This window comes from Carnobacterium sp. (assembly GCF_045617425.1).
Lineage (GTDB): Bacteria > Bacillota > Bacilli > Lactobacillales > Carnobacteriaceae > Carnobacterium_B.
In genome coordinates this window covers 72,078-96,089 of sequence record NZ_JAZLIO010000018.1, presented here as the reverse complement: position 1 = coordinate 96,089, position 24,012 = coordinate 72,078, and the positions used below count along the sequence as shown (strand labels likewise).

The following is a 24,012-nucleotide window of genomic DNA, read 5'->3' as shown; positions in this document are numbered from 1 at the left end:
AAAGACAAGTTAATACTAAGACAGAGTTAGAAAATGGAGCGGCCTAGTCAAAATAAAAAAGCAGAACTCCGATTTGATGGCGTACTGCTTTTTGTGTTTCTTGTCAGTTTATTTTCATTGGTCCTGCCCACCAAAAGTTAGAGTTTTTATTATATAGTTGATTGGTTGGTTTGAGTTCGGTATTCGACCGGACTTAAGTCAGCCAATTTTAATTTTGGTCGAATGTGAATATGCCAGTCAATGTATTCTTAGGTATTTTAAAAATTGAGTTCTCGACTATATTTTGCCATAAAAATAAAATGAAAAAAAAGTCAATCTTGGGAAAATTAGCAACTAAAAAAGTGGAATTGAATAATATTTTCACATAAATAAGAAAGCAAAGTCTATCCCTATAATCCAATTGAAATTTAAAGTATAAATAAAAGGATTTTGTTTAAAAATAAATTCTATCACCTGATTGTGAAAAAAATACGTAAAATAGAAAAAATCGGTTACATTATTGGAGAAAATGCTGAGGTGAAACGCTTTACAAGTGTTTTTTTTAACGGTACATTATGGGTGAAACGCTTGAAAGCGTATTATATTATTGGAGGGAATAAAATGACAAAAGAATATATTATGTCGATTGATCAAGGTACTACCAGTACTAGAGCAATCCTATTTGATAAAGCAGGAAACCCCAAGTGGAGTTCTCAAAAAGAATTTACTCAACATTTTCCTCAACCAGGTTGGGTAGAGCATGATGCGAATGAAATTTGGATTTCAGTTTTATCAGTCATTGCAGGTGTGTTGATTGAATCTGGATTAAAACCATCTGATATTGATAGTATTGGAATTACCAATCAACGTGAAACAACTGTTGTTTGGGATAAAGCAACCGGTAGACCAATTTATCGTGCTATTGTCTGGCAATCAAAACAAACAAATGACATTGCCGATCAATTAAAACAAGATGGACATACAAAATTAATTAAAGATAAAACGGGATTAGTAATCGATTCTTACTTCTCAGCAACTAAAATCAAATGGATTTTGGATCATGTTGAAGGATCAAGAGAACGTGCTAAAAAAGGTGAACTGTTATTTGGAACCATTGATTCTTGGCTGGTTTGGAAATTAACAGGCGGAAAAGCTCATGTTACCGATTATTCAAATGCTAGTCGTACGATGCTATTTAATATTTATGACCTGAAATGGGATGAAGATATTTTAGCATTATTAGATATTCCAAAAGAAATGCTGCCAGAAGTAAAATCCTCTTCAGAAGTGTATGGCAAAACAATTCCAGAACATTTTTATGGTGGACAAATTCCTATTGCCGGTATGGCTGGTGACCAACAAGCTGCTTTATTCGGTCAAGTAGGATATGAAAAAGGAATGGTTAAAAATACTTATGGTACAGGTGCTTTTATTATTATGAACACCGGAAAAGAACCGATTAAATCTGACAATGGATTGCTGACATCGATTGCTTACGGTTTAAACGGTGAAATCACTTATGCCTTAGAAGGTAGTATTTTTGTTGCTGGATCAGCACTTCAATGGTTAAGAGACGGAATGAGAATGTTTAGAACAGCTCCAGAATCAGAAGAGTATGCTAAAAAAGTAGAGTCAACAGAAAATGTATATGTCGTACCAGCATTTACAGGATTGGGAGCTCCTTATTGGGATCAAGATGCTCGTGGGGCTGTTTTTGGTTTAACTCGTGGTACAACGAAAGAACACTTCATCAGAGCAACACTTGAATCGTTGGCTTACCAAACAAAAGATGTTGTCGATACCATGAATAAAGAATCAGGCATTCCAATTAAAACATTGCGTGTGGATGGTGGAGCATCGAAAAATGACTTTTTAATGCAATTCCAAGCAGATATTTTAGATACTAAAATTGAACGTTCTAAAATTAGTGAAACAACAGCTTTAGGTGCTGCTTATCTTGCAGGGCTGGCAACTGGATTTTGGAAAGATCAAGATGAGATCAAAAAATATTGGGAAAAAGATGCGACATTTGAACCAAATATGGAAGAAGAAGAACGTGAAGATCTGTATACCGGTTGGCAATCAGCTGTAGAAGCTACACGAGTATTCAAACATAAATCTAAAAGAAAAGATAAATAAAAGCTAGCCAAAATAAATCGTTATTTTTGAGTAATTTAACATTTAAGGATAGAATGAAAAAGCACATCTTTTTATTTGGGATGTTCTTTTTCATTCTATTTAAACTGTTTAAAAGGAAAATGAAAGTATCAAGATAGTCGATAAATCAAGCTTATTGTTTAGGAGGCAGCATATGAGTAAAAAATATATCATGTCAATCAGTCAAGGAACGGATATGACGAAAGCCATTTTGTTTGATGAAAAAGGCAATCAAAAATGGAGTTCTCAAAAAGAAATCACACAAAATTTTCCTGCCCCAGGTTGGGTAGAACAAAATGCAAATGAGATATGGTTGTCTGTATTGTCGGTTATTGCAGGAGTATTAATTGAATCGGGAGTAAAACCAGCCGACATCAATAGTGTAGGCATTACCAATCAACGTGAGACAACTGTTGTTTGGGACAAAACAACGGGTAGACCTATTTATCAAGCTATCGGATGGCAATCTAAGCAAACCAATGAAATCGCAAAACAACTAAAAGAAGATGGTCATAAAGATTCTATTCATAGTAAAACAGGGTTAGTAGTTGATTCTTATTTCTCAGCGACTAAAATCAAATGGATCTTGGATCATGTTAAAGGATCAAGAGAACGTGCTCAAAAAGGCGAATTGTTATTCGGAACGATCGATTCTTGGTTGGTCTGGAAATTAACAGGCGGAAAAGCGCATGTTACCGATTACTCGAACGCCAGCCGTACCATGCTGTTTAATATCTATGACCTAAAATGGGATGAAGATATTTTAGCTTTACTAGATATTCCAAAAGAAATGCTGCCAGAAGTAAAATCATCTTCTGAAGTTTATGGAACTACCGTACCCTCACATTTTTATGGTGGAGAAGTCCCAATTGCGGGTATGGCAATTGACCAACAAGCGGCTTTATTGGGGCATGAAGGACATGAAAAAGGGATGGTTAATGCAACCTATGGCACAGGTGCCTTTATTATTATGAACACCGGTGCTAAACCAATTAAATCAGACAATGGATTATTGACTTCTATTGCCTATGGAATTAATGGGGAGATTACTTACACGTTAGAAGGAAGTATCTTTGTGGCTGGATCTGCATTGCAGTGGTTAAGAGATGGACTTAGAATGGTCAAAACAACCCCTGATACTGAGTCATATGCTGAAAAAGTAGCATCAACAGACAATGTCTATGTAGTGCCTTCATTTACAGGTTTAGCCGCACCATATTGGGATCAAGATGCTCAAGGATCAATCTTAGGTTTGACTCGTGGAACAACGAAAGAGCACTTTATTCGTGCGACATTAGAGTCTCTTGCATACCAAATAAAAACAGTTGTAGATACAATGAATGAAGAATCAGGTATTCCAATTGAAGTGTTACGCGTGAATGGCGGAGCAGCTCAAAATAACTTTTTAATGCAATTTCAAGCCGACATGTTAAACAAACGAGTTGAACGCCAAAAAGAAACCGAAACAGCAAATATAGGAGCTGCTTATTTGGCAGGTTTGGCAACTGGTTTTTGGAAAGATGGTAATGAAGTCAAAAAAAATTGGGAGAAAGATGCTGCATATGATCCTAACATGGAAGAATCTGTACGAGAAGATTTATATGCCGGTTGGCAATCAGCTGTCGAAGCAACCAAGGCATACAAACACAAACCCTTAAGAAAAAAATAAACTTCAGTTAGATGTGTTTAAAATAGTTAGAGGAGGAAATAATATGGCATTTTCAGCAAAAACTAGAAAAGAAAATATCGAAAAATTAAAATCCACTCAACTGGATCTACTTATTATAGGAGGGGGTATTACTGGGGCAGGGATCACGGTAGAAGCTGGTGCTAAAGGATTAATAAATGGCTTAATTGAGATGGGCGATTTTGCATCTGGAACAAGCAGTCGTTCAACAAAATTAATTCATGGTGGATTACGTTACTTGAAACAATTTGATGTGGAAAATGTTGCTGAAGTTTCTAGAGAACGTGAAATCATCTATAACAATGCTGCACATATTGTTCATCCCACACCTATGATATTGCCAATCTATGATGAGCAAGATGCTTCATTTTCTTCATTTTCTGCAGAAGTAGCCTTGAAATTATATGATGAATTATCGGATGTCCAAGAAGAATACAAGAATTACTTCTTAGATAAAGAGTCCACTTTAGAGCGTGAACCAGCGCTTAAAAAAGAAGATTTATTACAAGCGGGAGTTTATCTAGACTATACTTCTGATGATGCCAGAATCACAACAGAGTTAATGAAAAAAGCGAATGATTTTGGTTCCATCATTGCGAATTATGTTAAAGCTGTTGATTTTATATTTGATGATCAACAAAAAGTAGCTGGTGTAAAAGCCCAAGATGTAATAACTGGGGAACAATTTGACATCAATGCTGATATTATCATGAATGCTACAGGCCCGTGGTCAGATGAAACAAGAGAAAAAAGTGAAGCAGACTCTGAACAAAGAATGCGCCCAACAAAAGGGGTTCATTTAGTGGTTCCTGAAGAGCGTTTACATGTGAATGGCCCTATTTATACGGATTCTAGTTTTTCTGATAATCGTATGCTTTTTATTATTCCACGTAATGGAAAAACGTACTTTGGAACAACGGATACGGACTATACTGGAGATATCAATCATCCAACAGTTTCCCAAGAAGATATCGAGTACTTGTTAAAAGCGGTAAACTATCGATTCCCAGAAGCTAAGCTGACCGTAACAGATATTGAAGCAAGTTGGGCTGGATTGAGACCTTTGATTGCAGAAAGCGGCGGAAAAAATCCATCAGCAGTATCTAGAGGAAGCTCATTAACAGAATCTGAAAATGGGTTGATCACAATTGCGGGAGGGAAATTAACTGATTACCGCAAGATGGCTGAGGGATCGTTAAAATTAATTTCTAAACGATTGAAAGAAAAAACGGGTAAAGAATACCCTGAAGTAGATACTAAAGTAGTTAAATTATCAGGCGGAGATGTTCCTTTAGGAAGCAAGTTTGAAGCTTATGTTGAAGAACAAGCTAAAAAAGGAATGGAAAGTGGTCTTTCAAAAGGAGAAGCGGAAAAAATAGTCAGATGGTTTGGCTCAAATGCCAGCGAAATTTTTGATCGAGCTAATTCTTTCACAAAACCCGCTAACCTAGATTTAGGGGATGCGTTATTCCTTATCTACACTTTAGAAAATGAAATGGTTCTAACACCTACAGATTTCTTTGACCGTAGAACAGAAAGTATCTTATTTGATCATCACCATGTTCTAGAGATAAAAGAAGCTGTTGTTGAATTTATGGCTGATTACTACCAATGGGATGCAGCAACAAAAGAAAAAATGGTTGCAGAATTAGAAGAAATGATTGCTGAAGCCAATCTTTCAAATTTATAACAAACTAAGAGAGGGTAAGACAAAAGTCTTATCCTCTTTTTTTATCCTAATACTTATTCTAGGAAATATTTCCAAAAACAGTGTTCCTTTCACGAATAAGTGATATGGAAAATCGGTCTCACTTTTCCATGAAATGACTCTACACGAATGAGCGAGTCACAAAACTATTGCCACTTTCCCATGAAACGGCACTAGATAGAAGAGTGACGCAAAAAAACTTACCTTTCTATGAAAAAGGAAAGGTAAGTTTTTTATGGTCGTTTTAATTATAAAAAGTTAATCAAAATCATAATCTAAATTATTTGACTGACGTTCATGTAATTTTTTCATAACAAATCGTGCAGGTGGTTGAGCAATCAAAAGTTCACAAAACAAAGCAATCGAAAAATTTCTAGGCCAATGTGACAATGATTCAAATGAAGATAAGTTGAAACCTTTACCAATCATAGTGCCAAGTACTGTCATAATCAATGACATCCCAATAACAGTAAAAAAGATGGTAAATAAAATTTTTGCATTAAATCCATCGGTATCATCAGAAAAAGTATGCACTAGTTTTTCTGCAATACGTCCAATAACAAGTACTTCTAATAACATGGCAATGATCAAAATAAGTGGAAAAGATTTGAAAATAATCATAAATACTTCTTTATCAAGTTTTCCAAATTCTAGTCCAATATTTACTGTACTCATAATTAAAACAGTTATTGCGCAAATAATGACACCGTATAACATTCCTTCTTTTCCATTGTGGGGCAATCTGTTTTCTTTAATTTCTTTGATAATGAAAAACTCCTTTTTGTGTATCTATAAGAAGTGTATCAGAAAAAATAACTCTTTCGTAAGTGAAAATTTCATGAAAATTCAAATGCGTTTTTTAACCAAACTAAATAACCGCTCTCCATTACAGAGAGCGGTTATTGGTTAACTAGTATTATTTTATTTTTAAGGTGCTCAACTGTTCTTCAATAGCTTCTAATGGTGCTTCCGCCTGCAATAAAGCAGCTGCAGTATAGGCACTTTCAATTAAAGCAGTGTCATATAAATTGACTGTCTTATCAGAAGTTTCAATCGCTAGTTCTAAATTCATTTTAGCACTGCCTAAATCATAAAAAGCCAGAACTGTTTCTTCTTCAAAAGAAGATAGAGCCTCTTCAATTCGATCAAAGCTGGTTCCAATTCCGCCTTCAGGAGTTCCACCAGCACTCTTAACAGTGACATCTTTAGCAACTTCACTAATTAATTTAGCTAAACCGTCTGCGATTTCGGTTACATGAGAAACTAGCAATACACCATATTCTTTACTCATCGTAAACACCTGCTTCCATCATTGTTTTAAATAAATAACTGCTGGACATAGCACCCGGGTCAATGTGACCGATAGAGCGGTCACCTAAATAAGAGGCACGCCCTTTAGTAGCTTTCATGTCTATTGTTTTTTCAACAGTTTCGTCAATAAAAGCACTTGTCAACGTTTTTGATTTTACAGCTTCAACAATCGGTACCCATTCATCGACCATAGTTTTTTCTCCTGCTACGGCTTTCCCACGTTTTTGGATGCCTTCTAATCCGGCTTCTAAGACGGTTGCTAGATCATCGCTGTCTTGGCTAGCCTTAGCCATGCTAATAAAAGCAGAGCCTAGTAGTGGGCCTGAAGCGCCTCCTACTTTACTAACTAAAGTCATTCCAGTTACTTTAAGAAGATCGGGTAACGTTTCAGGATTTTTAGTTTGCAATGCTTCAGTTAATGCATTAGCTCCGCGAGCAAGGTTGTTTCCGTGGTCACCATCACCAATAGCCGTATCTAGTTCGCTAAGATAATCTTTGTTTTCTAAAATTTGTTCAATAAAAAGATCAATCCACTTTCTTGCTGTATCTTGAGTTAACATAAAATTTGTTCCCCTTTCTTTACCATGCAATTGTTGTTACGGGTTCATTTAAATACTCTAACCAACTAGAATCTTCAAGTTTAACTAAGGTTAGAGAAAGACCTTCCATATCGATAGAAGTCATGTAGTCGCCAACTTTTCTGAAGTCTAACGTTAATCCTTCGTCCTTTAATAACTGTTTTACATCATTCATAAAAATAAATTGTTCCATTAACGGAGTTCCACCCATACCATTTACTAAAACGGCAAAAGTATCTCCTTTTTCCCATTGAAATTCTTTCTTTAATTGATTAACAAGTTCTTTAGCTAGTGCAGCAGAAGGTTGAAGTTTTTCTCTGCGGTAACCAGGTTCGCCATGGATTCCTACGCCGAATTCAATTTCATCAGCTTCTAATTCAAATCCTGGTTTGCCAACTTCTGGTACAGTAGCAGGATTTAAAGCAACACCTAAAGATTTAACATTTGGGATAAGCTTGTCTGCTAATGCTTTGATCTCTGTTAAAGATAACCCTTTTTCAGCAGCAGCACCTAAGATTTTGTGAACTAATACAGTACCCGCAATTCCACGTTTTCCAGCAGTATATGTGCTATCTTCAACAGCAATATCATCATCTACTACGACATAATCAACTTCAATATCATCCATTTCTGCTAACTCTTTAGCCATATCAAAGTTCATAACGTCTCCAGAATAGTTTTTAATAATTAAGAATACGCCTTTTCCTTCATCACTAGCCTTGATACCTTCTAAAATTTGATCAGGAGTTGGAGAGGTGAACACTTCGCCACAAACAGCAGCTGACAACATCCCTTTTCCAACAAAACCGGCGTGAGAAGGTTCATGTCCACTACCACCACCACTCACTAAACCAACTTTTCCTGTATGTTCAACTTTACGATGAATGACAGATGTTTCAGGTAAACGTTCAACCAAGTCTTCGTAGGCAAAGACTAAACCATTAAGCATTTCATCTAAAATATTCGATGGATCATTGATGATTTTTTTCATTTTTTCCAGACCCCCTGAGAGTTTTTTTATTGACTTCACTACCATTGTAACCGTTCTTAATGCAAAGAACAAAACAAACGATTAGTGGAAGTGACTAAACAGGCAATGAAAAAAAAAGAGCTGGTTTCAAGCTGTTTTGGTATACTAGTAATAGATGCAAATCGTTATGTTAAAATTGCAATGTATTTAGAAATGATGTTAACGGCTTTAGATATTGATTTGGTACCAATTCAATATCTGCCTTTATTATCCGTTGTTAAAGAAGACATGTTAGAATATTTTAAAGAGTAATTTTTAATCAATCAAAAATGGAGGCTAATAATGAAAACTCTAGTGATCCTATCTCATCCTGAAATTAAGGAGTCAGGAAGTCAGCAATATTTGTTGAGTTCGATTCCTGAAAATAAGAATATAACTGTTCATCATTTGGAATCTATTTATCCTGATTTCAATATAGACGTAGAAAAGGAACAAGAGCTGTTAAAAGAACACGATCGAATCATTTTCCAGTTTCCTTTTTACTGGTATACGGCTCCTGCATTATTGAAAAAATGGCAAGACGATGTACTGGCAGATGGTTTTGCCTATGGTAAGAAAGGGAAAGTATTAATTGGAAAAGAATTTGGGTTAGTTTTGAGTATTGGTGTAAAAAAAGAAGAATACCAACCTGGAGGACGTGAAGGGTTCAGTATTGATGAGTTGACAAAACCCTTTCAAGCGATGGCATTGAAGACAGGAATGACGTTTCTTAAAACATTACCTATTTTTCAATTTAGTTATTTAACAGAAAATCAAAAAATGAGTCTATTGATTCGCTACCAACAATATTTAACTCGTGAAAAAGATGATAGTTTAGAAGCCCGAGAAAGATGGTTCATCCAAGAATTATCAGAGACGGATGTGACTAAATTAAATCATGGAGATCAATTCGTTCTAGACCAAGCAATAGAATTTATAGAAGAAAATAGAGATACAATAGATGAATTAAAGATTATTTTAGATCAAATGAAATAGCTTATCAAGGAGGTTGGTAAATGAAATGAAACAAAAAGAATGGTTGATTCAAGAGTTGGAACGATTAATCCAAACAAGTCGTGACTACAAGCAAAAAGCTTTATTAAAAGCTGTGGTTGCTTTAATTGATGAGCAAGTTGAACGAATTAGACAAATGGAAGGCGAATTGGATGGAACGTTATGGAGTCCGCGCAATTGGAATGAGTAAGACAAAACAAAAAATAATAAAAAGACAGGCAACCATAAACATGGCGGCCTGTCTTTTTAAAGCAAGAACTGATTTTTACTGTTGGGTCTAATATTAAAATTTTTGTATGAAAAAACCTAGAAAGAAGCGGTTATGAGAAACGATAATAAATAAAGGAACCATTCTATTCTTTCAGTTTTGATCGGACATAAGAATAGTTCCCTAAATATTTTACAAGGTGTCCATTTTGCAAAAGATAGGTTGTATCAAAAAAATTATCTAAAAAATAGCGGTCATGTGAAACAGCAATAATCGTTCCTTTAAACTGATTTAAGGCTTCTTCAATTATTTCTTTAGAATCAATATCCAAATGGTTAGTAGGTTCATCCAAAATAAGAACGTTATGATTTAAATGAACGAGTTGTGCCCATCTTAAACGCATTCTTTCCCCACCAGATAGTTGATTCATTTTTTTAAAGACATCTTGTCCATAAAATAAAAACTTTGCTAAAATATACCTTGCCTCACTTTCTGAAACAGAAATTTTATCACGAAACTCTTCAATAACTGTAAATTGAGTAACCATTTCAAAGGCATGTTGGGAGAGATAGCCAATGGACAGAGAAGACCCTACTTCAACGCTTCCAGTATCCGGTTGGATTTTCCTAAGTAATAGATTTAATAAAGTACTTTTTCCAGTTCCATTTGCCCCCACAATGGCAATGTGATCTTGATAGTGAACATGAAGTTCAAGGTTTTCAAATAATAACTTCTCTCCATAGTATTTACTCACTCCATTTAGTTGAAATAGATTCTTACTAGACCGTTTTTTAGTTGTTAATTGGACCTCCATCTTATGTTGTTCAAGAAGCGGTTTTTTAACTAATTCAATTCTAGCCAAAGCCTTTTCCATGTTTTTTGCACGGCGATGCATAGCATCGCTTGGTGGATTAGAACGGTTTGCCCATTCTTTTAAGCGTTTGATGGCTTCCTTCATTTTTTTTATTTTTTTCTGTTGATCTTGATACCCTTGAAATTCGTTTAGTATTCGTTTTTCTCGTTCCTTAACATAATCAGTATAATTTCCAAAATAATAATGTAATTCTCCTTGGTCGATCTCAACGATTTCTTGTACAATATCATCTAAAAAGTAACGATCATGTGAAACGATGATGATCGCTCCATCATAGTTCTTCACGAACTGAGTCAACCATTCAATAGCTAGAATGTCTAAATGATTTGTGGGTTCATCAAGCAAAAGTAAATCAGGGTGTTCCAGTAAAATTTTCGCTAAACCAACTTTTGTCCGTTCTCCGCCACTCAAGGTTTTCCACTCTTTTTCCAGTAAAGCATCAATGTTTAAGCCGCTTGCTACGCGACGAATGGAGGCATCTACCTCGTATCCGCCTAGTTCTTCAAAATCTTGTTGCAATTGTCCATATTGATTTAAAAGCTTTTCTAAAGGAGCATTAGGGTCTGACATTTTAAAACTGAGTTGTTCCATTTTATTCTCCAAAAGGAAAATATCTGCGAAGCTTTTTTCTAAAAGTTTATATACTAGCAGGTGATCATCTTGTTTTGGAAGTTGAGCAAGCATGCCAACGGTTAAGTTTTTTTGCCAAGAGATCATGCCATTACTAGGTTGCTCAATACCAGCAATGAGTTTGAGTAAGGTTGTTTTTCCTTCACCATTTTGTCCAATCAAACCAATCTTTTTTGAGGTAGTGATATCCAGACTTAAATCACTAAAAATCGTTTCAGCTCCATAAGTTTGTGTTACATTTTTCATACTAAATAGACTCATGTTTAATTCCTCCGTTTACCGGAAACAGCAAAAAAAGAGAGGAAAAAAGACCTCTCTTTTTAGAAACAACGGCGTATAAAAAGACTTCTTAAAGAAGTTCCACGTGTCGTAAAAAGATGCTTTTTCTGGCTTTTCCATTTTAATTTAGTTAAAAAAGGGTATACTTCACCAATTTTGACAAAACAGCGGAAAATTCGGCACGGATAACATACAAAAATGCTGTTTCTTTATTTGTTATCACGTTCCAACCAGTTATTAACATCTTTTCACCTCCTTAAATTCTAATCATTTATTCATTATATTATACTATATAGCTGGCATTAGTAAAAGAAATTGTAAAAATTTAACTTAATAATGATAAAACCAATAGAATACTAGGCTCCTACTTTTTTGCTGCTAGGTAAATCTTTGTGAATTTTGGTATCGATTGTTTGTAAAAAACAGGTATAATAGGAAAAAAAGGAGGAGTAGAGAGAATGAAAAGAGAAAGTACAGCAGACTATGACATAAAAATGGAAAATGTCCGTTATTCTGCTCCTCAACGGTATTATGGAACAAGAATCTTATTTGTTATTAAAGGATCTGCAACCATTTCATTTGGAGGACGTAATTTTGAAATGGAAGAAAATGATATTTTAATTGTTAATCGTACCAATAACTATTCCGTAATGGGAAGTGAAGATAATTGCATTATTTCACTTAGCATTTCTAGTCAGTTTTTTGTGACGCATTATAAGGAATACTTTCATTACAATTTTTTCTGTTTTTCAAAGGAATTGGATCCTGGCAGAGAAGGAATGATTGCACAATTAAGACGATGGTTATCTGAAATCATGATTGCAGATTCTAGGAAAGATGAGAGCAATACGCTGGAGATTCGAAGTAATTTGTATCAGATTATGTTACTGATGACTCGCTTTTTTAAAAAAGAAGCTCCACATTGGAAAGGTGTAGACACAAGTGATGAACGAATCGCACGAATTATTCAGTTAATTGAACAGAGATATGCAGAACCGTTGACGCTCTCTGAGTTAGCCGAACATGAAAACCTATCTTCTTCTTATCTATCGCGTTATTTTAAGCAAATGACGGGTATGGGATTTTTAAATTACCTAAATCAAGTTCGTTTAAAACATAGCCTAGATGATTTATTGTATACTTCGGATAATTTATTTCAAATAGCGATGAAAAATGGTTTTTCGACTGCAAAAAACTACACGGTTGTTTTTAAAACGATTTATAATCAAACACCTGCTCAATATAGAAAAGAGCACCAACATGAACAATTAGAACAACATGAAGCGTTGATCAATAAAGTTGAAGCTCACACTGTTCTTGATTCTCCAGCTATTTTAGATAGACTGGCTAGCTATTTAGATGAAGGAATAGATCAAAGTTACACAATAAATGAAGAACACCTTGAAGAACGTAGAATTGTTCTGAATAGTGAAGGTGAGCAAGAGTTAAACCATGAAAAGCACATCATATTTATTGGTGAATTAAAAGAACTACTAAATGAAAATGTTAAAAGACAGTTGATTTTAACAAAAAAACAAATGCGTGTAGACTTTGTAGGTATTCAAAAACTCTTTGAAGAGACGATACCTTTAACTGATACTGATTTATCTGAAGGGGTTGGTAGTTCAACTAGTTATGCAAATTCTGATATTGTCCTGCAGTTTTTAAAAGAACAAGGAATCTATTTATTCTTAAAGTTAGAGTATAAACAAATTAGTCAGAATGAAGAGTTTTACTTTAAAAAAATTGATCAATTCATTCAGCATGCTCTACAAGGTTTTGGGCGTGATTTTGTAGAAAAATGGCAAATTTTATTTTACAGTAAGGAAGATTCTTCAATAGAATCAACAGAATTAGAACGCATTTATTTAAAGGTTTGGCAAGTGATCAAAAATAAATCTAGCAAAATGAAGGTGGGAGCATTTTTTCCGTTTGATGAACGAAAAGAAAAACTTCCAGAAAATCAACAATGGCAAATTGGACATGCAAATAAAATTGAGTTTATCGGCTATGAAGCAGACCAAAACGACGTTATTAACTTTCACGATATTAATGTGGAAGAATTTTCTAAGAGTCATCGTTATATTATCGATAAAACAAAAAAAATCAAATCATTTATGCAACAAATGCAAATCGATCGGCCAATGTTTCTGACTAATTGGAACATGTTATCTGGAAATACTCGCTATATCAATGGTAATTTCTTTAGAGGAGCGCTAATTTTAAAAAAGATTTTAGAATTAGAAAATGACGTAGAAGGAATCGGTTTCTGGATCAATAGTGAAATTCATGAGCGATTACAAGATTGTTCTAATAATCTAATTGATAGTTTAGATTTGTTTCATTTCTTTAATGAAAAAAGACCGACCTTTTATACTATGCGTTTTAAAGAAAGATTAAGAGGAATGGTCATTGCACGGGGATCAGACTATCTAATGACTGAAAATGAGGACGGATATCAACTGATTATTTTCAATGAGCGACAATTTAGTCCCAGATACTCAATTGATGAATTATTTGTAAAAAATCGAAGCAAAGAATTACACATTCATCTCAAAGGAATTAAGCCAGGAAATTATCAAATCCGTACATTTAAATTCGACCGGGATAACGGAGGATTATACTCTAAGTGGTGGAATCTGAATAGTAAGTACGGTATTGACCATGAAATGATGGATCATATTGTCCAATCTCTTAGTCCAGCACTGGATATCAAAGATGAATATTTAAATGAAGAATGGTCTTTTTATTCTTTGTTGACAACTAATGCAATCCATTTTATTGAGTTTCGTAAGGCCATTGAATAAGTGAATGAGATTACTTTACAAAGTACAACCCAATGGCTATACTGTAATTTGGTAGGAGGTAGACCATGAAAAAAGTAATTATTGCTAGCATTAAAGGCTATCAAAAAGGCATTTCTCCTTTATTTCAACCAAGTTGCCGCTATTATCCAACCTGCTCGCAATATGCAATCGAAGCGATTGAGAAACACGGTGCAATCAAAGGTACAGTAATGGGAACAGCTCGCATTTTAAGGTGTCACCCCTTTATTAAAGGTGGGTATGATCCGGTTCCAAAAAAATTTACGTTAAGAAAAAATAGAGAAATAAAAACAGTGAAAAATTAGCAATAAGCTGACAAATTTAACATTTGTCAGCTTATTTAATGCGTTCAAATCTTTTTTTTATAAAAATAGAAAAGGCAAACTATTTTAAGGCTTTTCATTAAAAAGTACGAATAACTTTGACAAACCTTTTAATATAGTGTAAATTGTCTTAGGGACGAAATATGGGGAAAACAAAAAGAAATAATGTTCGTGTTTTCGGCTCCCTATAAAAATGATGATAAATAGCTTAAAAATTAGAGCCATAACAGAAAGAGGTTAAGGAAAATGAAAGTTTTTGACTATGAAGATGTTCAACTTATTCCTAATAAAAGTATTGTAAGTAGCAGATCAGAATGTGATACAACAATTGAATTTGGCGGTAGAACATTTAATTTACCAGTCGTACCGGCTAATATGCAAACAGTTATTGACGAAACATTAGCTATTTGGTTAGCAGAAAATAACTTTTTCTATGTGATGCACCGTTTTGATGAGGAAGACAGAATTCCTTTTATCCAACGAATGAATGAAAAAGGGTTATATTCTTCGATTAGTGTAGGTGTAAAAGCAGCAGAATACACATTTATTGAAACTTTAGCGAAAGAAAATTTAGTACCAGAATACATTACGATTGATATTGCTCATGGCCACTCTGACTTAGTGATCAATATGATTCACCATATCAAGAAATACTTACCTGGAACATTTTTAATTGCAGGGAATGTTGGGACTCCAGAAGCTGTTCGCGAATTAGAAAATGCTGGGGCTGATGCAACTAAAGTAGGTATCGGACCAGGAAAAGTCTGTATTACAAAACTAAAAACAGGATTTGGTACTGGTGGCTGGCAATTAGCTGCATTGCGTTTATGTGCTAAAGCTGCAAGAAAGCCATTGATTGCTGATGGCGGAGTACGAGATCACGGTGATATTGCTAAGTCTATTCGTTTTGGAGCTTCTATGGTCATGATGGGTTCTTTATTCTCAGGACATGATCAATCTCCAGGAGAAACGATTGAAAAAGATGGCAAAATGTACAAAGAATACTTTGGTAGTGCATCAGAATACCAAAAAGGTGAACATAAAAACGTTGAAGGTAAGAAGATTCTTGTTGAATACAAGGGCGATATCGCTGAAACATTATTGGAAATGAAACAAGATTTACAATCTTCTATCTCATATGCTGGTGGAAATGATGTAGAGTCGATTCGCAAAGTTGACTATGTTATTGTTAAAAATTCAATATTTAACGGAGATCGTTAGATAAAAGAGAAAAGATCCTGTAAAGGATCTTTTTTTGCTGTGATGCAAATGATTTGTATCCTCTGGTTTCTTTGTTACACTTAATGAGTAAATTGAAATGAGAGGGGTTATGAATCATGAAAGTATTAGTAGTAGGTGCAAATGGACAAATTGGTAAAATAATCGTAGATAAATTACAGAATAGCGACAAACATTCAGTACGAGCAATGGTTCGAAAACCAGAACAAGCTAATGCGTTAGACATGAAAGATGTTGAAGCGTGTTTAACCGATTTGGAAGGACCAATTGAAGCGATTCAAAATGCTCTTGAAGGTATGGATGCCGTAGTTTTCTCTGCTGGTTCAGGTGGGAAAACGGGCTACGACAAAACGATGTCCATTGATTTAGATGGAGCTGTGAAAGTTATGGATGCAGCAAAACAAGTTGGTATCGACCGTTTTATTATGGTCAGTGCAATGAACTCAGATGATCGTGCAGCTTGGGATAATGAAGAAATGAAACCGTACAATATTGCTAAGTATTATGCAGATCGTTGCTTGAAAAAAAGTGGATTGACTTACACAATTTTACGCCCAGGATTATTGAAAAATGATCCAGCTACAGGGAAAATCGAAGTAGCTGAAAACTTGCCTGGAGGCGCCATCTCTCGTGGAGACGTGGCAGAAGTTGTAGTTGCAAGTTTAGATAATAAAACAACTTTTAATAAAGCTTTTGATCTTTTAAATGGAGATTCGCCAATTGATGAAGCGTTAAAAAATCTATAAGACTATTAACTAACTAAAAATCTTCAAGGTCTCTTCTATTGAGAGACCTTGAAGATTTTTTTATAGAGTCATTTACTTTTTTTAAAGAATACTGTCCAAAACAGACTCGAAAAATGTTATTTTTCGAGCAATCCTAAAATGAATTAACCTTTCACGGAAGAGTGAAGCAGAAAAGTAGTCCAACTCTTCCGTGAAACGACTCTTCATGGATAAGTTGCGTCCAAAAAGTTGGTCACTTATCCATGAACAGAATAAAATGAGCATTTGCATGAACTAGAATACTTATTTTACGTTTCTCGTTTTACTTTTCTAGACCATTCCTGGTTTTAAGATGACTTTTATATTTTGATCTGCTTTTTTATCAAAAATGTCATAAGCTTGTGCAGCTTGTTCCAGCGGCATCGTATGTGTAATAATATCTGTCGGATCAAAAACGTTTTTCTCAATCATGTCATACAATTTTGGCATAAGGTGAATAACAGGTGCTTGGCCAGTTTTTAAAATAACATTTCGATTGAAAAAGTCGTTTATTGGGAAACTAGCAGAAGGTGTCATATACACTCCAGTAACTTGAACCGTACCAAATTTCTTAACACTTTCTGAAGCTGTTACAAGCGGACTGATTGTTCCACTTTGTACGCTTAAAAGAGTCTTAGCTTTTTCTCTGGTAGGAGTTACTCCGTCCATCCCAACGCAATCAATAACGACATCTGCTCCACCATTAGTGGTGTCATAAAGAAATTTTCCAACTTCTGTAACATCTTTAAAATTAACCGTTTCAACATTATTGGTTTTTTGAGCATGGTCTAAACGGTGTTTTACATTATCAACTGCAATAACTCGTTTAGCGCCTTTCATTTTAGCAAATTTTTGAGCAAAAAGCCCAACTGGACCAGAGCCAAGAATGATAACTGTATCGCCTTCTTTAACACCGCTACTTTCTACACTCCAGTAAGCAGTAGGAACAATATCGGATAAAAAAAGTACTTTTTCATCTGGTAAGTCATTTTCTGGAACAACAAAAGAGGTGAAATCAGCAAAAGGTACACGTAAGAACTCTGCTTGGCCTCCTGGATAGTTTCCATGCATTTTACCAAAACCAAATAGACCACCATTGTCAAAAGCAGGATTTGGATTAGAATTGTCACATTGACTTTCCATCTCGTGTGTACAGAAATGACATTCACCACATCCGATGTTAAATGGAATAACCACACGATCGCCTTTTTTTACTTTTCTAACGCCAGGACCGACTTCTTCAACGATTCCCATTGGTTCGTGACCCACAACATAATCTTCTTCCATTACCGGTTTTCCATTATGATACAAATGTAAATCAGAACCGCAAATAGCCGTTGCTGTAATGCGGACAATCATATCAGTAGGTTCTTGAATCGTTGGATCTGGAACATTTCGAACTTCCATTTTTTCATTTCCTTGCCAGGTTACTGCACGCATAAAATCGCTCCCTTAATTTATATTTTTATAATTCGAATTTTAGCATTGTCAGTAAAAATAGTACAATGATATCGCTTAACTTGTTAACAATAGCATGCAAAAAAACTTTATTTACTATGAAACTAGCAAATAAAGCTCTTCCAATTCTTAAACCAATTTAATTAAAAAGTATTTTTTCTTCCCTTTACGAATAAGGATAAAGCGTTCATCAAAAGAATTTTCTGGTGTTACAATAGCTTCAACATCTGTAATTTTTTCTCCGTTCATAGAGAGAGCACCATTTTTGATATCTTCGCGAGCTTGGCGTCTAGAAGATTCAATACCAACTACATCGACTAACCATTCAACAATATTTCGTTCTTCTTTTGAAGATTCGAAAGTAGGCATATTTTTAAATCCTTCTTCGATTTGATCAGCCGTCAAACTTTTTACATCACCGGAAAAAAGAGCTGCAGTAATCTTTTCAGCATCTTTTAAAGCTTGCTCGCCATGGACAAATAGAGTCATTTCGCTGGCTAACGTTTTTTGTGCTTCCCGTTTATGCGGTTCAGTTGCTATTTTTTCACCTAAAACTTCAATTTCTTCTTTTGTTAAGAATGTAAAGTACTTCAAGTATTTCACGACATCACGGTCATCTTGATTTAACCAGAATTGGTAAAATTCATAAGGAGTTGTTTTTTCTGGATCTAACCAAATAGCACCACCAGCAGTTTTTCCAAATTTAGTTCCGTCCGCTTTTAACATTAATGGAATGGTCAACCCATAGGCTTCAGCCTCAGAACCTTCTTGTTTACGAATGTATTCTAAACCAGCCGTAATATTTCCCCATTGGTCTGCGCCACCAATTTGTAATTGAACATCTTCATGTCGGTACAAGTGTAAGAAATCGATTGATTGCAGAATTTGATAAGTAAATTCAGTAAATGAAATACCGGTTTCCAAACGACTAGCAACGATGTCTTTAGACAACATCGTATTAACGTTAAAACTTTTCCCGATATTGCGTAAGAAATCGAGTAAAGAGATTTCTTTTGTCCAATCCAAATTGTTTACCATACGAATAGATTCTTCATTTTTACCTGCATCAAATAGTTTTACCATTTGACGAGTTAATTTATCAGAATTATTTTGAACTTGTTCACTAGTTTGTAAAACACGTTCTTCTGATTTTCCACTTGGATCGCCGATTGAACCAGTCGCTCCACCAATAACGATGACTGGACGGTGACCAGCTAATTGAAATCTTTTCAAAATCATGAAAGGAATCAAATGACCAATATGCATGCTATCACCAGTTGGATCAACTCCACAGTATAATCCTACCTTTTTTTGGTCAATCAATTTTTTTAAACCTGCTTCATCTGTTTGTTGATTAATGGCATCGCGCCATTCTAGTTCATCAATAATGTTCATGTTTCCAGCTCCTTATATCTGTATTTTTTGCATAAAAAAGCCCGATAAAAAAGATTTATCTCTTTTTTATCGGGACGAAATTTTCCGTGTTACCACCCAAATTGCAGTCTGTTTTTAACGCAAAACACGCTGCCACTCATTTACTGTAACGTAGTAATACGCTTGAGGTTAGTCAAGTTACTCCAGAGTGTACTTCACAAATTGGTTTGTGCCTATTTTCATCATCCACAGGCTTTCTATTGAACAGAGACCAAATGCTACTATGCTCTTTCATTGTAAGTTGTTATAAGATTGTTATCAGTATAGATGAAGTAAAGACAATTTGTCAATCTTGTTTTTGAATTTATTTGCTTAGAAATCTTGAATGATGAAATAGTTGGTATAGCTAGCAGTAATATTAAATTCTTATTTACATATACGAAAACATAATGATATAAGGTACGAACAATAAATAGATATAAGACATGAATAGAAAAATCAATGAATGAAAAGGGCTTCTATTAAATTCTTTTATACAAAAGAAGACTCCAATGATAATTGCAGATAACCAAAAGAACTCAAAAATGTTTCTACCAAAGGATGAATCAAAAAATCCTGTAAAAAAAATAATTAAACCAATCGACAAATAGCTTATACCCAAGGTCGAACGGATAAATGAGTTTCTATCGTAGGTGCTTTTTTCTATCTTCCAATGTTTAAAAACTCTATATACGAAAAAAATGAGCAAAAACAATGCAAAGACATGCATTAATTTTGTAATTGTAAACATTAATTACCATCCTCTTTAGTTATATTTCCTAAGAGGGGATTTTCCTAAAGTTTATTTAAAGGTATGCTAAATAAATAAGAACTCAAATGTAAATTTCAACTAGGATAAAGTGCGTATGTACAAATTTTATATCCAAATACTGGTGATTAAGTTATAGTATGGTTAACGTAATCTTTTGTCTAAAAAACTACTGAAAAGAGGAGAAAAATATGGAAGAAGATGCAGTAAAACTAATTATTTTTATCTTGTTATCTTATATAGTTCCAGTTATAGGAATAGGCTTTTCAATCTATCTGTTGATTAATGCTACAAAGAACCATTACGGTGTGTGGGTAAAAAGATTAGCCGTACTTTCGTTATGCATTCAACTCCTACCTGTCTTGGGTGTTTTAGTAGGCATGATTACATGGATAGCAGCTTAGTATATAAAAACACCTAAATTTGATTAGCTGGAGGCTCATGATTGTCTATAAAGCTTGCAATTCAAACGATATTAAATTTTATGGCTTTGGATTTATTTTTAAATCCGATTGTAAATGCCATCATTCCAATCAGCGGATTAGGAGTTTTCTTAAGTTTCTTATATTGGGGAATCTTGTTTGCTTTTTCCTACAAATTAGCTATCTACTTAAGGAAATAAAAATATACGTATAGAATACATAACATCCCTTGTTGAATCAAGAGGTTCAATCTAAAAAATAAGTTTTCTGACACTAGCATAAGATGTGTTAGAAGACTTATTTCAATTTGCTGTAACAATTTGATTGAGATCAAAAAATCCGTTATTGATCATTTTGAGAAGTTAAGAGACGTGGGCCCTCTTTTGTAATCGCTAATGTGTGTTCAAATTGGCAACTGAGGCCTCCATCTTTTGTTCGAGCAGTCCAACCGTTATCATCCATTTTTGATTTCCATGTTCCAGTATTTACCATTGGTTCAATAGTAATGACCATGCCTTCTTTCAAGCGTAAGCCTTTACCTGCTTGTCCATAGGAAGGAACGTCCGGAGCTTCATGTAAGGTTGGCCCAACCCCGTGTCCTAAGAATTCTCGGACAATGGATAAGTTTTCACTTTCAACGTAAGTTTGAATCGCGTGACCGATATCTCCTATACGGTTTCCAGCTTGTGCCTGTTCAATACCTTTGTACATAGCTTTTAGAGTGATTTCCATCAAACGATCCTTTTCCGGAGTGGATTCTCCAACTACATAACTCCAACAAGAATCTGATAAAGCACCCTTCAAATTAATAACCGTATCAACTTTGATCAAATCTCCATTTTTAAGAGCTTCTTTTCTTGGGAAACCATGACAAATTTCATCATTTATACTGATACATGTGGCATATTCATACCCTTCAAAGCCAATTTGTTCCGGTATGGCACCATTATCCAAGATAAATTTATGAGCGAATTCTTCAATATCCCAACTCGTTATACCAGGTTTAATAAAATCGCGTAAAGCAATATGCATATTTGCTAAAATGGTTCCAGATTCATCCATTGCATCGATTTCGCGTTGTGACTTTAATGTAATCAATTCGTTCCCTCTTTTCTTTAAATCTATACCTAATAGTATAAGTGTTTTCACTGAAAGATAAAAGAATTTATAGGCTTTATTAGTTAATAATGAATAAAACAATGTTGTTATTGATTAAAAGTAAGATAACAGGTTATAATTAGTAAGCATTTCAAAAGCTGATTCGGTATTTGGAAAAAATAAGAAGGGACAAGAAATTTAATTTGTTCCTATAAGTATACCAATGAGATAAGAACAGATAGACTCTGCAACAAAGTAGATGGGTCTGATAAACAACATGAAAATAATTAGTAAATCCAACAGCAACAGTCACCAATAAAAGTTGCTGTTGGTTTTTTAGTGTTACCTTGTACTATTGTCTGATGGAAAAAGAAAAAGGAGTGAATAAGATTGGATTATAAAAAGACTGCTCAACAAATTTTAACATACGTTGGTGGGAAGGAAAATGTTTCTGAGTTAACACATTGTTTTACCCGTTTACGGTTTATATTGAAGAATTCTAAATTGCCTCAAAAAGATAAGCTGCTCAAAATAGGAGGCGTGATTTCGGTTGTAGAAAGCAACGGTCAGTACCAAGTTGTTTTGGGAAACAAGGTAGAAAAAGTTTATGAACAAATAGAACCGATGTTAAGTGATATCCCAGAGTCAAAAAAAGAAAAAAAAAAAATTTCTCTAGGCAATAAACTATTAAATACGATTACAGCTATTTTTACACCAACGATTCCAGCAATCGCTGCATCAGGTATGTTAAAAGGGATTTTAGCTGTTGCATCAATTGTAGCAACTACGTTTTATCAACTAGATATCAAAGAATATGACACGTATGTTATTTTAAATGCTGCTTCAGACGCACTTTTCTATTTTATGCCGATTATTTTAGGCTATGCGGCAGCTAAAGTGTTCAAAGCTAGTGAATATATAGCTATGATTATCGGTGCTACGCTTTGTTACCCTACAATTGTTGCTTTAATGACAGGAGAAACAGCAGTGTCCTTGTTTGGTTTAGGTATTACGAAAGCTAACTATGTCTCATCCGTCATACCTATTATTATTGCTATTTTCATACTATCTTATGTGCAGCGTTTCTTAGAAAAAGTCATTCCAGAAGTTTTGAAAATAATTATGGTTCCTACATTGTCTTTATTAGTTATGATTCCGGCGACTTTGTTGTTATTCGGACCAATTGGAATCTATATCGGACAATTTATAAATTGGATTTATTATTATATTATGAATTTTAGCCCAATTTTATTAGGAGCTTTTATTGGAGGTATTTGGTGTATATTGGTCATCTTTGGTGCTCATCGTGCTATTATCCCTATTGGAATTAATGATGTGGCACAAACAGGACGGCAAAATTTACTGGCGTTTGCCGGTGCAGCCAACTTCTCTCAAGCGGGTGCAGCTCTAGGCGTTTTTTTGAAAACCAAGAATAAAAGCTTAAAAACAGTTGCAGCATCTGCTGCTGTGACAGCTCTATTCGGTATCACTGAACCTGCTATTTATGGAGTGAATTTACGTTTGAAAAAACCAATGATCTATGCTGTTATTAGTGGTGCTGCAGGAGGTGCCTTGATGGGATGGGGTGGTTCTTACGGAATAGCTTTTGCTAATCAAGGTGTATTAACAATTCCAGTTTATGCTGATGCGGGTACGAAAGCTTTTCTAAGCTATCTTATTGGTTGTAGCATAGCATTTTTTGGTGCCTGTGCACTGACAATGATTTTAGGGTTTAAAGATTTGCCAAGCGAAGATCAAGAAGTTGTACAACCCAATTCAGATGAACTGTTCATTTCAGATGATGACATAAAGATTTTATCTCCTATAAAAGGCCAAGTTATTCCGTTGTCAGAAGTAGAGGATGAAGCTTTTTCTTCGGGAGCAATAGGTAAAGGGATTGCAATTTATCCAGAAACGGGAGAAGTTCGTGCACCAATGGATTGTACAGTGTCGGCTCTATACCCAACATTACATGTAATTGAATTAGTATTAGATAATGGTATTGAGATGTTGATTCACATAGGAATCAATACGGTAGAACTAAAAGGAACGTATTTTGAAAGTTTTATAACTGTTGGTGAGCATGTTGAGAAAGGAAGTAAGATTGTTTCCTTTGATAGGGATGCTATTATAGCTGCGGGTTATGATATAACAACTTCTTTGATTATTACGAATTCACCACAGTATCGAGAAATAGATTCAAGCAGCCAACCTCAGGTCACAAATGAAGATAATTTATTATTTATTAAGCTATAGGAGTGTATATC

Annotated in this window: 22 protein-coding genes and 1 other annotated feature; of the genes, 13 read left to right on the top strand and 9 right to left on the bottom strand. The window is 34.7% G+C overall.

Going from position 1 to position 24,012, the window contains the following annotated elements:
* Window positions 1-149: 149 nt before the first annotated feature.
* Entirely contained in the window at window positions 150-242 is a 93-nt protein-coding gene (locus ACKI3H_RS09975; RefSeq protein WP_407372177.1) for a hypothetical protein, read from the bottom strand.
* 358 nt (window positions 243-600) lie between these two features.
* Between ACKI3H_RS09975 and glpK (ACKI3H_RS09970) the strand changes: the two genes are divergently transcribed.
* The 3 genes from glpK (ACKI3H_RS09970) to ACKI3H_RS09960 all read left to right on the top strand — a co-directional run bounded on the left by glpK (ACKI3H_RS09970) (window position 601) and on the right by ACKI3H_RS09960 (window position 5,513).
* Window positions 601-2,118 carry a glycerol kinase GlpK gene (gene glpK, locus ACKI3H_RS09970; protein WP_407372093.1) on the top strand — a complete coding sequence of 506 codons (1,518 nt, stop codon included), beginning with the start codon at window positions 601-603 and terminating at the stop codon, window positions 2,116-2,118.
* Between the two features lie 172 nt (window positions 2,119-2,290).
* The gene (gene glpK, locus ACKI3H_RS09965; RefSeq protein ID WP_407372092.1) at window positions 2,291-3,805 is read left to right on the top strand and encodes a glycerol kinase GlpK; all 1,515 of its coding nucleotides are present in this window, start codon (window positions 2,291-2,293) and stop codon (window positions 3,803-3,805) included.
* A gap of 43 nt (window positions 3,806-3,848) precedes the next feature.
* Window positions 3,849-5,513 (top strand): glycerol-3-phosphate dehydrogenase/oxidase, encoded by a 1,665-nt coding sequence (locus ACKI3H_RS09960; RefSeq protein ID WP_407372091.1) that lies wholly within the window; start codon window positions 3,849-3,851, stop codon window positions 5,511-5,513.
* Between the two features lie 276 nt (window positions 5,514-5,789).
* Here ACKI3H_RS09960 and ACKI3H_RS09955 read toward each other — a convergent pair whose 3' ends face one another.
* From ACKI3H_RS09955 to dhaK, 4 genes are all read right to left on the bottom strand, one after another.
* Entirely contained in the window at window positions 5,790-6,248 is a 459-nt protein-coding gene (locus ACKI3H_RS09955) for a DUF2798 domain-containing protein (RefSeq protein WP_407372090.1), read from the bottom strand.
* Between the two features lie 199 nt (window positions 6,249-6,447).
* A complete protein-coding gene (dhaM, locus tag ACKI3H_RS09950) occupies window positions 6,448-6,822 on the bottom strand; it encodes a dihydroxyacetone kinase phosphoryl donor subunit DhaM (RefSeq protein ID WP_407372089.1) in 375 nt (124 codons plus the stop codon).
* Window positions 6,815-7,402 (bottom strand): dihydroxyacetone kinase subunit DhaL, encoded by a 588-nt coding sequence (gene dhaL, locus ACKI3H_RS09945; RefSeq protein WP_407372088.1) that lies wholly within the window; start codon window positions 7,400-7,402, stop codon window positions 6,815-6,817. Before dhaL ends, dhaM begins: the two co-directional genes overlap by 8 nt.
* A 19-nt stretch (window positions 7,403-7,421) precedes the next feature.
* On the bottom strand, window positions 7,422-8,411 hold the full coding sequence (gene dhaK, locus ACKI3H_RS09940; protein WP_407372087.1) for a dihydroxyacetone kinase subunit DhaK: 990 nt from the start codon (window positions 8,409-8,411) through the stop codon (window positions 7,422-7,424).
* A gap of 90 nt (window positions 8,412-8,501) precedes the next feature.
* Here dhaK and ACKI3H_RS09935 point away from each other — a divergent pair, with 90 nt between their 5' ends.
* Genes ACKI3H_RS09935 through ACKI3H_RS09925 form a run of 3 tightly spaced genes read left to right on the top strand, consistent with a single transcriptional unit; the run spans window position 8,502 to window position 9,633 of the window.
* On the top strand, window positions 8,502-8,702 hold the full coding sequence (locus ACKI3H_RS09935; protein WP_407372086.1) for a hypothetical protein: 201 nt from the start codon (window positions 8,502-8,504) through the stop codon (window positions 8,700-8,702).
* A gap of 30 nt (window positions 8,703-8,732) precedes the next feature.
* Window positions 8,733-9,425, top strand: a complete 693-nt coding sequence (locus ACKI3H_RS09930; RefSeq protein ID WP_407372085.1) for an NAD(P)H-dependent oxidoreductase — start codon at window positions 8,733-8,735, stop codon at window positions 9,423-9,425.
* A 25-nt stretch (window positions 9,426-9,450) separates the two neighbouring features.
* Window positions 9,451-9,633, top strand: a complete 183-nt coding sequence (locus tag ACKI3H_RS09925) for a hypothetical protein (protein ID WP_407372084.1) — start codon at window positions 9,451-9,453, stop codon at window positions 9,631-9,633.
* Window positions 9,634-9,796: 163 nt separating this feature from the next.
* On the opposite strand, the gene abc-f is transcribed toward ACKI3H_RS09925, so the two are convergent.
* A complete protein-coding gene (abc-f, locus tag ACKI3H_RS09920) occupies window positions 9,797-11,416 on the bottom strand; it encodes a ribosomal protection-like ABC-F family protein (RefSeq protein WP_407372083.1) in 1,620 nt (539 codons plus the stop codon).
* A gap of 476 nt (window positions 11,417-11,892) precedes the next feature.
* Here abc-f and ACKI3H_RS09915 point away from each other — a divergent pair, with 476 nt between their 5' ends.
* The 4 genes from ACKI3H_RS09915 (at window position 11,893) to ACKI3H_RS09900 (ending at window position 16,567) form a co-directional block, all read left to right on the top strand.
* Window positions 11,893-14,241: a helix-turn-helix domain-containing protein gene (locus tag ACKI3H_RS09915; RefSeq protein WP_407372082.1), complete on the top strand. Its 2,349-nt coding sequence runs from the start codon at window positions 11,893-11,895 to the stop codon at window positions 14,239-14,241.
* Window positions 14,242-14,306: 65 nt separating this feature from the next.
* Entirely contained in the window at window positions 14,307-14,564 is a 258-nt protein-coding gene (gene yidD, locus ACKI3H_RS09910; RefSeq protein ID WP_350451363.1) for a membrane protein insertion efficiency factor YidD, read from the top strand.
* Between the two features lie 264 nt (window positions 14,565-14,828).
* Window positions 14,829-15,803, top strand: a complete 975-nt coding sequence (guaC, locus tag ACKI3H_RS09905) for a GMP reductase (protein ID WP_089977555.1) — start codon at window positions 14,829-14,831, stop codon at window positions 15,801-15,803.
* A 116-nt stretch (window positions 15,804-15,919) separates the two neighbouring features.
* Window positions 15,920-16,567, top strand: a complete 648-nt coding sequence (locus tag ACKI3H_RS09900; RefSeq protein ID WP_407372081.1) for an SDR family oxidoreductase — start codon at window positions 15,920-15,922, stop codon at window positions 16,565-16,567.
* Between the two features lie 309 nt (window positions 16,568-16,876).
* On the opposite strand, the gene ACKI3H_RS09895 is transcribed toward ACKI3H_RS09900, so the two are convergent.
* On the bottom strand, window positions 16,877-18,025 hold the full coding sequence (locus tag ACKI3H_RS09895) for a zinc-dependent alcohol dehydrogenase (RefSeq protein WP_407372080.1): 1,149 nt from the start codon (window positions 18,023-18,025) through the stop codon (window positions 16,877-16,879).
* Window positions 18,026-18,172: 147 nt separating this feature from the next.
* Window positions 18,173-19,438, bottom strand: a complete 1,266-nt coding sequence (gene tyrS, locus ACKI3H_RS09890; protein ID WP_407372079.1) for a tyrosine--tRNA ligase — start codon at window positions 19,436-19,438, stop codon at window positions 18,173-18,175.
* 67 nt (window positions 19,439-19,505) lie between these two features.
* Window positions 19,506-19,721, bottom strand: a binding site (T-box leader).
* A gap of 695 nt (window positions 19,722-20,416) precedes the next feature.
* Here tyrS and ACKI3H_RS09885 point away from each other — a divergent pair.
* Both ACKI3H_RS09885 and ACKI3H_RS09880 read left to right on the top strand, forming a co-directional pair.
* Window positions 20,417-20,629 carry a hypothetical protein gene (locus ACKI3H_RS09885; protein ID WP_407372078.1) on the top strand — a complete coding sequence of 71 codons (213 nt, stop codon included), beginning with the start codon at window positions 20,417-20,419 and terminating at the stop codon, window positions 20,627-20,629.
* A 41-nt stretch (window positions 20,630-20,670) separates the two neighbouring features.
* Window positions 20,671-20,847 (top strand): hypothetical protein, encoded by a 177-nt coding sequence (locus ACKI3H_RS09880; RefSeq protein ID WP_407372077.1) that lies wholly within the window; start codon window positions 20,671-20,673, stop codon window positions 20,845-20,847.
* A 142-nt stretch (window positions 20,848-20,989) separates the two neighbouring features.
* Here ACKI3H_RS09880 and map read toward each other — a convergent pair whose 3' ends face one another.
* Window positions 20,990-21,745, bottom strand: a complete 756-nt coding sequence (gene map, locus ACKI3H_RS09875) for a type I methionyl aminopeptidase (RefSeq protein WP_407372076.1) — start codon at window positions 21,743-21,745, stop codon at window positions 20,990-20,992.
* Window positions 21,746-22,135: 390 nt separating this feature from the next.
* Between map and ACKI3H_RS09870 the strand changes: the two genes are divergently transcribed.
* Entirely contained in the window at window positions 22,136-24,001 is a 1,866-nt protein-coding gene (locus ACKI3H_RS09870) for a beta-glucoside-specific PTS transporter subunit IIABC (RefSeq protein ID WP_407372075.1), read from the top strand.
* Window positions 24,002-24,012 lie beyond the last annotated feature (11 nt).

Excerpts from the sequence above, each read along its gene's own strand:
- glpK (WP_407372093.1), top strand. The coding sequence starts at position 601 with ATGACAAAAGAATATATTATGTCGATTGATCAAGGTACTACCAGTACT.
- glpK (WP_407372092.1), top strand. The coding sequence starts at position 2,291 with ATGAGTAAAAAATATATCATGTCAATCAGTCAAGGAACGGATATGACG.
- ACKI3H_RS09960 (WP_407372091.1), top strand. The coding sequence starts at position 3,849 with ATGGCATTTTCAGCAAAAACTAGAAAAGAAAATATCGAAAAATTAAAA.
- ACKI3H_RS09955 (WP_407372090.1), bottom strand. The coding sequence starts at position 6,248 with ATGTTATACGGTGTCATTATTTGCGCAATAACTGTTTTAATTATGAGT.
- dhaM (WP_407372089.1), bottom strand. The coding sequence starts at position 6,822 with ATGAGTAAAGAATATGGTGTATTGCTAGTTTCTCATGTAACCGAAATC.
- dhaL (WP_407372088.1), bottom strand. The coding sequence starts at position 7,402 with ATGTTAACTCAAGATACAGCAAGAAAGTGGATTGATCTTTTTATTGAA.
- dhaK (WP_407372087.1), bottom strand. The coding sequence starts at position 8,411 with ATGAAAAAAATCATCAATGATCCATCGAATATTTTAGATGAAATGCTT.
- ACKI3H_RS09930 (WP_407372085.1), top strand. The coding sequence starts at position 8,733 with ATGAAAACTCTAGTGATCCTATCTCATCCTGAAATTAAGGAGTCAGGA.
- ACKI3H_RS09925 (WP_407372084.1), top strand. The coding sequence starts at position 9,451 with ATGAAACAAAAAGAATGGTTGATTCAAGAGTTGGAACGATTAATCCAA.
- abc-f (WP_407372083.1), bottom strand. The coding sequence starts at position 11,416 with ATGAGTCTATTTAGTATGAAAAATGTAACACAAACTTATGGAGCTGAA.
- ACKI3H_RS09915 (WP_407372082.1), top strand. The coding sequence starts at position 11,893 with ATGAAAAGAGAAAGTACAGCAGACTATGACATAAAAATGGAAAATGTC.
- yidD (WP_350451363.1), top strand. The coding sequence starts at position 14,307 with ATGAAAAAAGTAATTATTGCTAGCATTAAAGGCTATCAAAAAGGCATT.
- guaC (WP_089977555.1), top strand. The coding sequence starts at position 14,829 with ATGAAAGTTTTTGACTATGAAGATGTTCAACTTATTCCTAATAAAAGT.
- ACKI3H_RS09900 (WP_407372081.1), top strand. The coding sequence starts at position 15,920 with ATGAAAGTATTAGTAGTAGGTGCAAATGGACAAATTGGTAAAATAATC.
- ACKI3H_RS09895 (WP_407372080.1), bottom strand. The coding sequence starts at position 18,025 with ATGCGTGCAGTAACCTGGCAAGGAAATGAAAAAATGGAAGTTCGAAAT.
- tyrS (WP_407372079.1), bottom strand. The coding sequence starts at position 19,438 with ATGAACATTATTGATGAACTAGAATGGCGCGATGCCATTAATCAACAA.
- ACKI3H_RS09885 (WP_407372078.1), top strand. The coding sequence starts at position 20,417 with ATGGAAGAAGATGCAGTAAAACTAATTATTTTTATCTTGTTATCTTAT.